Origin of the sequence: Emticicia aquatica (genome assembly GCF_923079645.1) — a bacterium.
Taxonomy (GTDB): Bacteria; Bacteroidota; Bacteroidia; order Cytophagales; family Spirosomataceae; genus Emticicia; species Emticicia aquatica.
Window position 1 is genome coordinate 1,217,685 of the sequence record NZ_CAKLPY010000002.1, and the last position, 12,996, is coordinate 1,230,680.

The 12,996-nt window shown below is 35.4% G+C and carries 11 protein-coding genes; 8 read left to right on the top strand and 3 right to left on the bottom strand.

All coding sequences use genetic code 11. From position 1 onward, the window contains the following. Positions 1-51 precede the first annotated feature (51 nt). Positions 52-426, top strand: coding sequence for a rhodanese-like domain-containing protein (locus MJQ71_RS14760; protein WP_238807396.1), 375 nt, complete (start codon positions 52-54; stop codon positions 424-426). 7 nt (positions 427-433) lie between these two features. Here MJQ71_RS14760 and treF read toward each other — a convergent pair whose 3' ends face one another. Then, on the bottom strand, positions 434-2,044 hold the full coding sequence (gene treF, locus MJQ71_RS14765) for an alpha,alpha-trehalase TreF (RefSeq protein ID WP_238807397.1): 1,611 nt from the start codon (positions 2,042-2,044) through the stop codon (positions 434-436). Positions 2,045-2,267: 223 nt separating this feature from the next. On the opposite strand from treF, the gene MJQ71_RS14770 reads away from it, so the two are divergent. Beyond that, positions 2,268-3,197 (top strand): hypothetical protein, encoded by a 930-nt coding sequence (locus MJQ71_RS14770; protein ID WP_238807398.1) that lies wholly within the window; start codon positions 2,268-2,270, stop codon positions 3,195-3,197. A gap of 43 nt (positions 3,198-3,240) precedes the next feature. Continuing rightward, the gene (gene nadA / locus MJQ71_RS14775) at positions 3,241-4,200 is read left to right on the top strand and encodes a quinolinate synthase NadA (RefSeq protein WP_238807399.1); all 960 of its coding nucleotides are present in this window, start codon (positions 3,241-3,243) and stop codon (positions 4,198-4,200) included. A gap of 67 nt (positions 4,201-4,267) precedes the next feature. Here the strand turns inward: nadA and MJQ71_RS14780 are convergent, their stop codons facing one another. Then, positions 4,268-4,858 carry a hypothetical protein gene (locus tag MJQ71_RS14780; RefSeq protein ID WP_238807400.1) on the bottom strand — a complete coding sequence of 197 codons (591 nt, stop codon included), beginning with the start codon at positions 4,856-4,858 and terminating at the stop codon, positions 4,268-4,270. A 146-nt stretch (positions 4,859-5,004) separates the two neighbouring features. After that, positions 5,005-6,282 (bottom strand): Glu/Leu/Phe/Val family dehydrogenase, encoded by a 1,278-nt coding sequence (locus tag MJQ71_RS14785; RefSeq protein ID WP_238807401.1) that lies wholly within the window; start codon positions 6,280-6,282, stop codon positions 5,005-5,007. A gap of 309 nt (positions 6,283-6,591) precedes the next feature. On the opposite strand from MJQ71_RS14785, the gene MJQ71_RS14790 reads away from it, so the two are divergent. The 5 genes from MJQ71_RS14790 (at position 6,592) to MJQ71_RS14810 (ending at position 12,925) form a co-directional block, all read left to right on the top strand. Beyond that, positions 6,592-6,981 (top strand): TraR/DksA family transcriptional regulator, encoded by a 390-nt coding sequence (locus MJQ71_RS14790; protein ID WP_238807402.1) that lies wholly within the window; start codon positions 6,592-6,594, stop codon positions 6,979-6,981. A 165-nt stretch (positions 6,982-7,146) separates the two neighbouring features. Continuing rightward, positions 7,147-9,693, top strand: a complete 2,547-nt coding sequence (locus MJQ71_RS14795; RefSeq protein ID WP_238807403.1) for a M14 family zinc carboxypeptidase — start codon at positions 7,147-7,149, stop codon at positions 9,691-9,693. Positions 9,694-9,773: 80 nt separating this feature from the next. Further along, a complete protein-coding gene (locus MJQ71_RS14800) occupies positions 9,774-10,121 on the top strand; it encodes a phage holin family protein (protein WP_238807404.1) in 348 nt (115 codons plus the stop codon). A 141-nt stretch (positions 10,122-10,262) separates the two neighbouring features. Continuing rightward, entirely contained in the window at positions 10,263-11,708 is a 1,446-nt protein-coding gene (gatB, locus tag MJQ71_RS14805) for an Asp-tRNA(Asn)/Glu-tRNA(Gln) amidotransferase subunit GatB (protein WP_238807405.1), read from the top strand. A 32-nt stretch (positions 11,709-11,740) separates the two neighbouring features. Next, the gene (locus MJQ71_RS14810) at positions 11,741-12,925 is read left to right on the top strand and encodes a redoxin domain-containing protein (RefSeq protein ID WP_238807406.1); all 1,185 of its coding nucleotides are present in this window, start codon (positions 11,741-11,743) and stop codon (positions 12,923-12,925) included. Positions 12,926-12,996: the final 71 nt, after the last annotated feature.

Genomic DNA, 12,996 nt, shown 5'->3' on the forward strand with positions numbered 1-12,996 from the left:
ATTCCTATACTTTTGAAAAGAATTTATTAAAACTATTCTTATCTTATTCTTATGAAAACGTCTTTATCTCTTGTTTTTTTCCTCATCCTTTTGGTTTCTATTAGTACAACAGCACAAACAAATCTTTCTGTACCCGACTTTATCGCTAAAATCAAAACAACAAAAGAAGCACAATTACTAGATGTAAGAACACCTCAAGAATGGCAAGCGGGCAAAATTGCTTCTTCAAATTGTATTAATTTTAATGAGGCTAATTTTAAACAACAAATCGAAAAATTAGATAAAAACAAACCTGTTTTCGTTTATTGTGCTGCTGGCGGCCGTAGCGGCAAAGCAGCCCCTATTTTAAAAGAAGCTGGTTTTAAATTTGTCTATAATCTTTCAGGTGGTGGTTATAAAGACCTCGCTAATGCAGGACTACAATAGTTGTTTTTTATTTTTCTGAAAGTAGTTTTAGCAAAATACCATTTGTCCAACCAAAACCATCTTGCACGGGGTATTCTCCTCCACCAGCTTTTAATGAAAGGTCATAAACGTTATATTTTTCAACCAATTTACCCGTATTTTTATAAACTCTCAGATTATTAGCTACCCAGTTTTGTTTTATTTTATTAGCTAAATCATTGAAACCATAGTTTCTCAAACCTACAATAGCCAAATACTGCAATGGAGCCCAACCATTTGGGCCATCCCATTGCTCGCCTGTATTATTGAGCGTTGTTGTTAAACCTCCTGCTTGCAAAAATTGCTTTTCTAACACTTTTGCTACTTGTTGAGCTTGAGTTGGTGTGGCCATTTTGAAATATAATGGATAAACAGCCGCTAAAGAATAAACTTCAGTTTGTTTTTCTGCTACAAAATCATAGTCAAAATAAAATCCAGCATTTTCATTCCAAAAGTATTTATCAAAAATGGCTTTCCGTTTATTGGCTAATAATTGTAAACTTTTGGCGTATTCTGGTTCATTTTTGAGTTGATAAATTTTGGCAAGTGTCAATTCCAAATCGTAGAGTAAAGCATTTAAATCGACTGGTAAAATATCAGTTGTATGAATTGTTGCTAAATTTTGCCCATCTCGCAACCAACGACTCGAAAAATCCCAGCCTGATTCTGCTCCCGAACGCAAATCTCGGTACACTTCTGCTTTATTTCTTTTTGTTTTATTTGCAGTAGCAACATCTTCTTTATATGCTTCAGGGCGAGGCGAATCTTTATCATCAAAATAACGATTCAGTATATCATCTTTTCCCAAAAATACCGTTTTTCGATACGCATTATCACCTTTTTTTCGGGCTTCATTTTGCTTTTGAGCATCTTCTCCTCCATTTTCAACAGCCATCCAATATTGATATTCCCTTTGGATTTGTGGCAAATATTGAATCAATTTTTGTTCATGTCCTTTCATTTCTGACAATAGTTTTACCATCGAAGCAAAAAAAGGTGGTTGCGAACGACTAAAATAATAACTACGATTTCCGTTAGGAATGTGTCCAAAATCTTGAATCAATTGAGCTAAATTTAGTACCGTATTCGACATCAACGAGTCTTTTCCTGAAACTTGCAAACCCAACATTGTGAAATAACTATCCCAATAATAAACTTCGCCAAATCGTCCACCTGGAACAACATAAGGTTTGAGCAACGGCACGAGTGTTCCGCCAATATCTTTAGGTTTTCGAGTCAAAACAGCCCATAATTCATTGATATGCTGCTCGGGCGAATTGTCAGGATTACTTACATAACCACTAACTAATGTTGGCGGCAAAGTAAAATTTTCCAATACAAATTTCCTTAAATCAAAGTTCTTTTTATTCTTTTGTTCTTCGTATTTCTTCAAAATTTCTTCTGATTTAATTTTTGGTACACAATCAGGAAAAGTCTTTGAATCGACAAAAACAGCTTTCAATTGAACTTCTCTAAAAAGTTCACCGTATTCTTCATCGGGAGATTTGTATGTTTTTTTTGTGACAGTTTCACCACAGCCCCACAATGTGGAAGTAATGATGAAATAAAAAAAAGCTTTTCTGAAAGAATTTGTGACCATTATAATCGTTAAAATTTATGTACGAAGCCGTAAAATTAGTCTAAATAATATGTTTTTTAATGTATTCTTTGCCGTTGAATAACAATCCATTGCAAAGTTTGTTTGAAAAGTAGTAAATTCGTCTTACCAAAACAAATCAAGCCTACTTTTATGATTTGATTGTCAATTTTATGGTATATCATCTTGAAATCAGCGAAAAATTCGCATCGAATAAACAAAAGACATGAAATTTGTTAAACTAGTTTTAAGTTTTTTTCCTCTTTTAGCTTCCGCACAAGCTAATTTACAAACAGTTACCAATTGCCCAGAATTGCAATATACGTTTTATAGACAAGGGCAAGTTGAACAACAATTCACCAAAACCTATGATGAACAAGGTCGTATTTTGACGCAAAACAATGCTTTTTCAAGTCGAAATACTGGAAATTACACAGAAGAATATACCTACGACTATGATGCATCTGGAAACAACAATACTGTTACTTACAAAAGAAATGGAGAAGTTAATAAAGTAACCAAAAGAGTTTTTGATGCCACAGGAAAGCTTTCAAAAGAATCAATTAGTTCAAAAACAAACTTAATTTCAGTAAATACGCCAACCAATAATGGTTCCGAAAATATTCAAATCTTTTATGACCAAGATGGCCAAACCGAAACGATTAGAGAAATGACTAGTTTTAATACTCGTGGTCAACTCTTAAAAAAGGAAGTAAAAAACCCATCTGGCAATATTTTGTTTTCGGATACAAAAACGTATAATTTTCAAGGAAAAGTTTCGCAAGAAGTTCACTTTGATGCAACCGATAATGTTACCACACAAACAGATTTTATTTACGATGGAAAAGGAAATTTGTTGAGCGATAAAACACTCCGCAATAATGTTGTATTTGCTGAAACAAAAAATGAGTACGATGTCAACGGGAAATTGTTAAAAAAGACACGATTGAATAGTAAAGGCTCGGTTGATTACTATTTTACTTACGAATATGATACTTTGGGAAATTTAATAAAAGAAAATTATTTCTATAATAATGTCGTAATTAGTATTCGTACATTTGAGTATGATTCTAAAGGCAACAAAACCAAAGAATCATATTTTGATAAAGCGGGAAATGTTAGTATGTATAAAGTTTGGGCGTTTGGTTGCAAGTAAATATCAGTAATTATAATAAAGATTTATAATCTTAGTCTAAAAAATGGTCGCAGAAAAAATTGATTATGTTGCCGAAATCGCTCGGTTGAAAAAAGAAAAAAATGCAGTTATCTTGGTTCATTATTATCAAATCGCTGAGATTCAAGATATTGCTGACTATATTGGTGATAGTTTGGGACTTTCTCAACAAGCTGCCAAAACTGATGCTGACATGATTGTTTTTGCGGGTGTTCGTTTCATGGCCGAAACTGCAAAAATTCTTTCTCCTAATAAAAAAGTTGTTTTACCAGATTTCAATGCTGGTTGTTCGCTCGAAGAATCTGCTCCTTACGAAGAATTCAAAGCCTTCAAAGCCCAACATCCTGACCATATTGTTATTTCTTATGTTAATTGTTCGGCTGAATTGAAAACATTAACAGACGTAGTTTGTACAAGTAGTAATGCTGTAAAAATCGTTGAAAGTTTTCCAAAAGACCAAAAAATTATTTTTGCTCCCGACAAAAACTTAGGCGGTTACATCAATCGTGTTACTGGTCGTAATATGTTGCTTTGGGATGGAGCGTGCATGGTTCACGAAACTTTTTCTGGAAAAATGATTACTGATTTGAAAGCCAAACATCCAACGGCTGAAGTGGTTGCTCATCCAGAAAGTGAAGAATCTGTTTTGAAATTAGCCGATTACATTGGTTCTACAACTGGCTTATTGAAATACGTTATTAATAGTCCACAAAAAGAATTTATTGTAGCCACAGAGTCAGGAATTTTACATCAAATGAGAAAATCTGCTCCTGATAAAAAGTTTTATGTTGCACCAACATCTAAAAATGGTCATGCTTGCAAGGCGTGTTCAGACTGTCCGCACATGAAACTCAATACAATGGAGAAATTATATTTGTGTTTGAGAGATGAAACACCCGAAATAAATCTACCAGCACAAATGTTGGTAGATGCACGCAAACCAATTGAGCGAATGTTAGAACTTTCGGCAAAATTTGGTTTGTAAAAATGTTTTGAACAAAAAAGTCCCAGTTGAGCATTTCTCAACTGGGATTTTTTTTGTCATCTGTTTTCTAATTTATTTTCTTTGCTTTCAATTTTTTCACATTGATTGACTTAACAACTTCAGCTTTTCTAAGTATAATACTCCAAATGGCAAAACCAGAATCATCGCCAAAACATAATTTTCCAACACCTTTATCATAAGGAATCGGCGAAGTATAAACAAACAAGGAATCACCTATTTTCTGGATATTATCTCCCATTTCAAGTTTTTTAGAGGCATTTTCGGCATACGCTTCTAAAACTTCTTTTTCTTTGGCATATAAACTTTTATTGCTGCCAATATCTGGTTGTCCTAAAAGCCTAATTTTCAATCCATAAGTCTCTGATAATGAGTCAATTAAAGTCATATTTTTTAATTGACAAAGTTCTTCGCCACGAGCTGATGAAACATTAGCCATTTGTTTGGCAAAATCAATAGTCAAAGCTTTCGAAATTTCACCACCCATTGCTTCCACTTGATAAGCAATTTGAGTTGGTGTTACTCGTTTGACTTTGTAATCATCCATGTGGTCTTTTATATCGCTCGAATTTTCTAATCGTTCAAAATTACAAGCTATATTTACTAAAAGTATTAAAAGTATTAATGCGTTCTTTTTCATTGTGTATTTCTGAAAATAAAATGTTTTACAAAGCTACAAACAGCCAACGCTTTAATAATTAAAAAGCATAAAAATTTATCAAGAAATAAAAAAGCTGCAAGGATTTCGACTCCTTGCAGCTTTTTAAAGTAAAAACTCAACAAATATCATCCGTATCCACCTCTGAATTTGTAGGTACTAGCTACTTTGTCGATGGCTACAATATAAGCGGCCAAACGTAAAGAAACGCCATGTTTTTGTGATGTTTCAAATACTTTATCGAACGCATCTTTCATCATTCGGTCAGAACGGCGATTGATGCGGTCGAGCGTCCATTTGTAACCAATACGGTTTTGCACCCATTCAAAATACGAAACTGTTACACCACCTGCATTTGCCAAAATATCTGGTACAACCATGATACCTTTTTCATTGATAATATCATCAGCACTTGCCGAAGTGGGTCCATTTGCCCCTTCAACAATGAGTTTTGCTTGAATTTTTGAGGCATTTTCGTGCGTAATTACATCTTCTTTAGCGGCAGGCACTAAAACATCAACATTCAAAGCGAGTAATTCTTCATTTGTTATTAATTCGGCATCCTTAAAACCTTCGAGCGTTCCATTATTGGCATTTCTGTAAGCCATTGCTTTTTCAATATCAATTCCTTTGGCATTGTAATATGCCCCTGAAATATCGCTTAAACCGCAAATTGTTACCCCTTTTTCCTGCAAAAGTTTTGCTCCCCATGAACCAACATTGCCAAAACCTTGCACAGCGGCTGTTGCACGATACGGATTTAAACGCAATTTTTCCATACCTGCCAAAGCTGATACCATCACGCCACGCCCTGTTGCTTCTGTTCTTCCTAACGAACCACCTAAAACCAATGGTTTACCAGTCACAACAGCATTTACAGTCATACCTTTTGCTTTAGAATATTCGTCCATCAACCAAGCCATTTCACGAGGGCCAGTACCCATATCTGGAGCTGGAATATCTTTATCTGGACCAAAAATATCTAGCATCGAAATGGTGTAAGCTCGCATTAAACGTTCCATTTCACCCGCCGACATTTCTCGTGGATTACAAGCAATTCCACCTTTTGCTCCACCATATGGAATATCAACAACAGCACATTTCCATGTCATCCATGCTGCCAAAGCACGCACTTCATCAATATTTACGGCTGGGTCGAAGCGAATTCCACCTTTGCTCGGCCCCAGAATTGTTGAGTGAATGACCCGATAGCCTTCAAAAACCTTAATTGCACCGTTATCCATCGTAACGGGTAAGCCCACAGTTACCTGTCGAGCAGGTACTTTCAAAATATAATACATTTCTTCGCTAATGCCCAAAATCTTCACAGCAGCGTCGAATCTTTGCATCATTGACTCCAAAGGATTCTCTTTGTCCTTGATTGGAGCTGGTTCTATATATGTCATAAACAGAATAATATTTTGTTTGTGAATGTATTTTCACGGCACAAACTTAGAAAAAAGAAAGTATTTCTTAAAATCGTTAAATTTGTGGCTATTTTTTTTACAATATATTTGGTTGATATACCCAATTCGGTATTTGATATTTTCAACAAAACCAAATAATTTATTGATTTTTAAGAATAACCTTTTAATAAATTTTTTTTACCATACAACAAGATTTTGAATATGGTTATTGTTTAGCCCTATCAAAATACTATATTTGTGGGATTTTTGAAAAACTCCAAAAATATAACCATTTACTGCTTTTTACTTATGGCCGCAGTTGAAGAGAAGACCCGATATTCAGAAGATGAACTTCGGGAGTTTGAGGTAATTATTACCCAAAAGCTGGAAGCAACCCGCAACGAGTTGAATTTCATCAGAGAAACTTTAAGTCGTAAAAACGACAATGGAACTGATTACACTGCCAATAGCACCAAACTTATGGAAGATGGTGCCGATGTTAGTGAAAAAGAACAATTGAGCCAGTCGGCTGGGCGTTTACAAAAGTTTGCCCAACAATTAGAGGCGGCTTTGATTAGAATTAAGAATGGTACTTACGGGGTTTGTCGTGATACTGGTAAATTAATTCCAAAAGAACGTTTGAGGGCTGTGCCACATACACAGCAAACAATCGAAGCAAAATTGAAAGCTTCTAACTGATTTTAAGAAAAAAACGTTTAAGAATCTTCCTTGTTTAAGTGCATCAAAACATTTTTCACAAGGTTACAGGAATCTTTGTCTATAAAAAAAGCCTCTTCATCAGAGGCTTTTTTGTTTTATTGGTTTTTCTGTATTTATTTGTTTCAAATATCTAAACTTCTCGACATGAAAAAAATCAATCTACTTTACCTATTTTTCTTTCAATTACTTATTAGCCAAGCGTTTAGCCAAGTGGCTGATAGTTATTATTTACCTCAAAATGTAACTTATGATTCTAAGATTCCAACACCACAAAAGTTTCTTGGATATCAAGTAGGGGAGCAACATGTAACGCCCTACGAAACAGTTACTTACATGAAAGAATTGGCTCGTCTATCAAACCGTTTCAAAGTTGAAACTTACGCCAAAACCTTCGAAAATCGAGAATTATTGCTCGTTACAGTTACTTCTCCTGAAAATCACGCTCAACTCGACCAAATCAAGACCGAACACCAGAAACTCATAAATCCTGCACAATCAAGCTCATTGGATGTACAGAAGATGCCAATAGTTGTTTGGATGGGCTATTCGGTTCATGGAAACGAAGCCAGTGGAACTAACTCAAACTTGATGTCGGCTTACTATTTGGCGGCCGCACAAGGAGCAAGCGTTGATTCGCTGTTGAATGAAGCTGTTATATTAATTGACCCAGTTATTAACGCAGACGGTGGCAATAGATTTGCAACTTGGGTCAATATTAATCGTAGCACAAATCTTGTAAGTGATATTAATAGCCGTGAATTTAGTGAAACGTGGCCTGGCGGTCGTTCAAATCACTATTGGTTTGATATGAACCGTGACTGGCTTTATCAACAAATGCCCGAAAGTAAAGGTCGTTTGGCAAAGTTTTATGATTGGCGACCAAATATCTTGACTGACCATCACGAAATGGGTTCTGCTTCAAGTTTCTTTTTTCAACCAGGAATTCCCGCAAGAACACATCCGCTTACCCCAAAAAAGAACATTGAATTGACCGTAAAATTTGGCAAATATCAAGCAATTGGCCTTGATAAAATTGGGTCGGCATACTATACGCAAGAAAATTACGATGATTTTTACTACGGAAAAGGCTCAACTTTACCTGATGTAAATGGTTCAATCGGAATTTTATTTGAACAAGCTTCCTCTCGTGGACATTTGCAAGAAACCGCTAATGGTTTGCTAAGTTTTCCGTTTACTGTTCGTAACCAAGTAACGGCTACATTTTCAACACTTCGTGCAGCCCGTGAAATGCGTGTCGAATTGCTCGAACACATGAGAAATTTTTATAAAGAAAGCTCAACAGATGCGGTAAAAGGATATGTTTTTGGAGGAGGAAATGATGCCATAAAAACATGGGAAATGGTAAATATGTTGAAAAGAAACCAAATTGAGGTGTATCATTTAGCAAAAGATGAAAGCCTTGATGGCATTGCTTTTAACAAAGAAAAAGCTTTTGTTGTGCCTATGAACCAACCGCAACATCGACTTATCAAATCAATGTTTGAAAAACGCACAAAATTTGAAGACAGTTTGTTTTATGACATTTCGGCTTGGTCGTTGCAATATTGTATGAACGTTCCAACGGCAGAAACTAAAACAGGGGTTTCTTTGGGTGAAAAAGTTGATAAAAATGATTTTCCAAAAGGAAAAGTTTACGGAAAAAGTCAATATGCCTATTTATTTGAGTGGAATAGTTATTACGCCCCAAGAGCCGCCTACGAATTATTGAAAAAAGGTTATAATTTAAAAGTTGCCGTTGAGCCTCTTTCTGCCATTGTAGAAGGTCAAGAACGTACTTTTGGCTACGGAACAATCCAAATTTTCGGCAATGGCACTGACCCTTCGGCTTTGTTACAAACACTAGCCGAGCGTGATGGCATCGACTTTTATGCTACCCAAACAGGTCTAACGCCACAAGGAATCGACTTAGGTAGTGAAAAATTTCGAAAAATTCGTTTACCAAAAATATTAATGTTAGGCGGAACAGGCGTACAATCAACCGATGCAGGAGAAATTTGGCACTTACTCGACCAAAGAATCAATATTCCACTAACCATTGCTGATATTGAAACGGCTAATCGAACATCGCTAGAAAAATATACACATATTGTACTTGCTGGAGGAAACTATAATAACCTTTCTGACGAAAAAATCAAGCGTTTTGTTCAAAGTGGTGGCGTATTAGTAGCAATGACAGACGCTGTTGAATGGGTTTCTGCCAAAAAAATTGCCAATATAAGTATCAAAGAAAAGCCTGATAATAACGGAAGCGGAGAAAAACGCCCATATAACCAACAAGAGCAATATAATGGGGCTTTAGAGACCGCAGGAACTATTTTTGAAACAAAAATTGACCCGACACATCCGCTATGTTTTGGTTATAAACAAGATAAACTTGCTCTTTTCAAGGACAATAATATTTTTATGGAAGACACCAAAAACCCTTACAATACACCTCTGATATTTACTTCAAATCCTTTGTTGGCGGGTTACGTGCATCCAAAAAATGAAAAACTAATTAAAAACTCGCCCGCAGCAATTACACTAAATGTAGGAGCTGGGAGAGTTATTGCTTTGTCTGAAAATCCAAATTTTAGAGCATTTTGGTACGGAACAAATAAACTTTTCTTAAATACGCTTTTCTTCGGAAATATTATTGGTGGAGGACGTTTTGGTGGCGAAGAAGAGTAAAACACAAGGATTTTGGCTTCGTATTTTGTCAATGACTACGTTTTTTCTACCTTGCAGTTAATATTATTTTTTAAGAAAAAATGTCTGATTTTTTGAAAATTGGTGAGTTAAAAGAGAATCTCGTTAAACTTATCGAAGCAAAATTTGAATTAACAAAACTCAATGTTCAAGATAAAATTGAGGGCATAGCTGTGAAAGCAGCTTATGCCCTCATTACGTTTATTTTGGGTATAGTTGTTGTTATTTTTCTAAGCATTCTGTTAGCTTTAGGCCTTAATCACCTACTAGAAAGCACTTGGCTAGGCTTTTTGTTAATTTTTGCTATTTACGCTATTATTCTTGCTATTTTTATTTTTGCAAAAGAGGCTGTTTTTAAAGCAATTAAGAAAAAAGTTGAGGAAGTTGTTGATGAGAATTTTAATATATAATTTTCTTAAGCCTAATTTTGAAACCCTCTTTTCGTTAAACCTTCATTATACTTTCAACGAAAAACCATAAATTTGTACATTAAACAAGAACATCGTTTTCTTAATGGCAAAATTTTGCCGCTGCATTCATAAAAATCCTTCATGAAATACGAAATTGTTATTGGCCTAGAAGTTCACTGTCAACTCGCAACAGAAAGTAAAATATTTGCTTCGGACACCAACAAATTTGGCAGCGAACCAAATACAAATATTAGCGTAATCACGCTTGGACACCCTGGTGTTTTACCAAAACTCAACAAAAAAGCTGTCGAATTTGCCATTCGCATGGGTTTGGCTTGTGGTTGCGAAATCAACCGAAACAATTATTTCGACCGTAAAAACTATTTTTATCCTGACCTTCCAAAAGGTTATCAGGTTTCACAAGATAAATTTCCGATTTGTAAAGGTGGCGAAGTAAAAATTCGACTAAAAGATGGCAAAGGCTTCAAAGAAAGAACATTAGAACTCCATCATATTCACCTCGAAGAGGATGCAGGAAAATCGGTTCACGATGGAAGTGACGCTTTTACGCTTTTAGATTATAATCGTGCAGGAACACCTTTGGTAGAAATTGTTTCTGAACCTTGTATGCGAAGCCCTGAAGAAGCGAGTGCGTATTTGACTGAAATCCGTAAGATTGTTCGATATTTAGGTATTTGTGATGGCAATATGGAAGAAGGTTCGATGCGAGCAGATTTGAATGTTTCGATTCGCGAATTTGGAGCAGCAGAATACGGCACAAAGGTCGAAATCAAAAACATGAATTCGATTAGAAACCTACAACACGCTGCCGAATTTGAATACAAACGCCAAGTTGCGTTGCTAGAATCAGGCGGAAAAGTGATTCAAGAAACCCGAATGTTTGATGCTGACAATGGACAAACGTACAGCATGCGTTTGAAGGAAACGATGAACGATTACCGTTATTTTCCTGAACCAGACTTAGCTCCTATACGCATTTCTGACGAATGGTTAAACGCAATAAAGTCAACAATGCCTGCTTTACCGAGTGAATTATTCGAGAAATTCACGAAAGAACTAGGAATCTTAGAAGAACACGCTGTTGTTATCACAGATGCAAAAGAAATGGCCGACTATTTTGTGGAAACATGTAAATTAACACAAAATTATAAAGCTGTTTCTAATTGGTTGACATCAACAATAAGAGGATATTTGAACGAAAAAAATATTGAAATCAACGAATTTAGTTTAAAACCAAGTCAATTGGCTGAAATTATCTCGTTAGTTGATGAAAACAAAATTAGTAGTTCAGCCGCTTCTCAAAAGCTATTTCCATTGATGCTCGAAAATCCAACCATTTCAGCATTAAAATTAGCAGAAAGTAACAATTTGATTCAAGAAAGCAATACTGATACATTGCAAGCGTTAATCAACGAAGTTCTTGCTGCCAATGAAGCTAAAGTAAAAGAGTACAAAAGTGGTAAAAAGGGTTTACTTGGAATGTTTGTGGGTGAAGTTATGAAAAAATCTAAAGGCTCGGCTGACCCAAAACGCACCAACGAGTTATTAATGAAGGCTTTACAGTAATTTTGGTAAATTAATTAATAAAAATACATTATATGAGACACATCATTATTGCAATATACTTTGTCGTTAGCGGTTTGGCTTGCCAATCACAACCTCAAGCAACAACGCCTCCTACTAGTACCGAAAGTACTTATAATATTACAGGAAAAATAAAATCATCAGTAAGCGGAAAGATATATTTAGAGCGAATGAACGACCGAAATATCCCACTTCGGATTGATTCGGTTGCAGTTTCGCCCGATAATAGTTTTTCGTTCAAGGGCAAAATGCCCGAACCAGGTATTTATCAAATAAATATTGCTAATCAACAAATTATTGGATTGATTCTCGATGGAGGAGAAACGCTTACCATTTCAGCAGATGGTTTTAACACTCCTGAAAAACCAGGTTCTTTTGCAGTTGACGGCTCTCCAATGATGATGAAGTTTAATCAAGTTGTGGCAGAGTCACAAAAGTTTCGTCAAATACAAATGGATTTACAAAATCAATTTGATACCGCAACACAGAAAAAAGACGAGAAAAAGAAAAAAGAAATTCAAATTACTTATCAAGCATCCGAAGAAAAATATTATAATACAATCAAGCCAATTATTGGTGAAATGGGTACTTCTTTGGCTGGTTTAATCGCAATTAATAATTTTTTAAATCCAGAAAGAGATTTTGAGTTTTTTGCAAATACATCAAAACAGCTTGAAAAAGAAGGTAAAAATCACTTTTTTGCGAAGATTTTCATCCAAGATGTAAAACGTAGAAGTGCTGGTTCGGTTGGTGCTGATGCTCCTGATTTTTCATTGGTTGATTTAGATGGAAAAACGGTAAAATTATCAGATTTACGTGGAAAAGTAGTGATTCTTGATTTTTGGGCAACCTGGTGCGGGCCTTGCATCATGTCATTTCCTGGCATGAAAATCTCAATGGATAAATATAAAGATAATCCTAATGTAAAATTTTTATTCGTAAATACTTATGAGCGAGTAAGCATAGACCAATGGAAATCAACGGTTAGCTCGTTCGTTAAGCAAAGGGGATTTACCGCTTTCCCTGTTATTCTGGATATGGGCGGCGAAGTGGCTGGTAGTTATGGAGTAAATGGTATTCCTGCCAAATTTTGTATAGATAAAGAAGGTAAAATCAAGTTTAAAAGCACTGGTTATTTAGGTTCAAACGATGCCATCGTGAAAGAAATGAGCAATTGGGTTGAAGAAGCCAGTAAATAATTGGTTTTATTTAACTAAAAAGGCTTGCTTGAAAATTTTCAAGCAAGCCTTTTTTTAATCGCTAATTTGTA

What these genes read in the sequence shown, in the direction of transcription:
- MJQ71_RS14760 (WP_238807396.1), top strand. Translation starts at nt 52, where the DNA reads ATGAAAACGTCTTTATCTCTTGTTTTTTTCCTCATCCTTTTGGTTTCT.
- MJQ71_RS14800 (WP_238807404.1), top strand. Translation starts at nt 9,774, where the DNA reads ATGTCTGATTTTTTGAAAATTGGTGAGTTAAAAGAGAATCTCGTTAAA.
- MJQ71_RS14790 (WP_238807402.1), top strand. Translation starts at nt 6,592, where the DNA reads ATGGCCGCAGTTGAAGAGAAGACCCGATATTCAGAAGATGAACTTCGG.
- MJQ71_RS14810 (WP_238807406.1), top strand. Translation starts at nt 11,741, where the DNA reads ATGAGACACATCATTATTGCAATATACTTTGTCGTTAGCGGTTTGGCT.
- MJQ71_RS14770 (WP_238807398.1), top strand. Translation starts at nt 2,268, where the DNA reads ATGAAATTTGTTAAACTAGTTTTAAGTTTTTTTCCTCTTTTAGCTTCC.
- MJQ71_RS14780 (WP_238807400.1), bottom strand. Translation starts at nt 4,858, where the DNA reads ATGAAAAAGAACGCATTAATACTTTTAATACTTTTAGTAAATATAGCT.
- treF (WP_238807397.1), bottom strand. Translation starts at nt 2,044, where the DNA reads ATGGTCACAAATTCTTTCAGAAAAGCTTTTTTTTATTTCATCATTACT.
- gatB (WP_238807405.1), top strand. Translation starts at nt 10,263, where the DNA reads ATGAAATACGAAATTGTTATTGGCCTAGAAGTTCACTGTCAACTCGCA.
- MJQ71_RS14785 (WP_238807401.1), bottom strand. Translation starts at nt 6,282, where the DNA reads ATGACATATATAGAACCAGCTCCAATCAAGGACAAAGAGAATCCTTTG.
- MJQ71_RS14795 (WP_238807403.1), top strand. Translation starts at nt 7,147, where the DNA reads ATGAAAAAAATCAATCTACTTTACCTATTTTTCTTTCAATTACTTATT.
- nadA (WP_238807399.1), top strand. Translation starts at nt 3,241, where the DNA reads ATGGTCGCAGAAAAAATTGATTATGTTGCCGAAATCGCTCGGTTGAAA.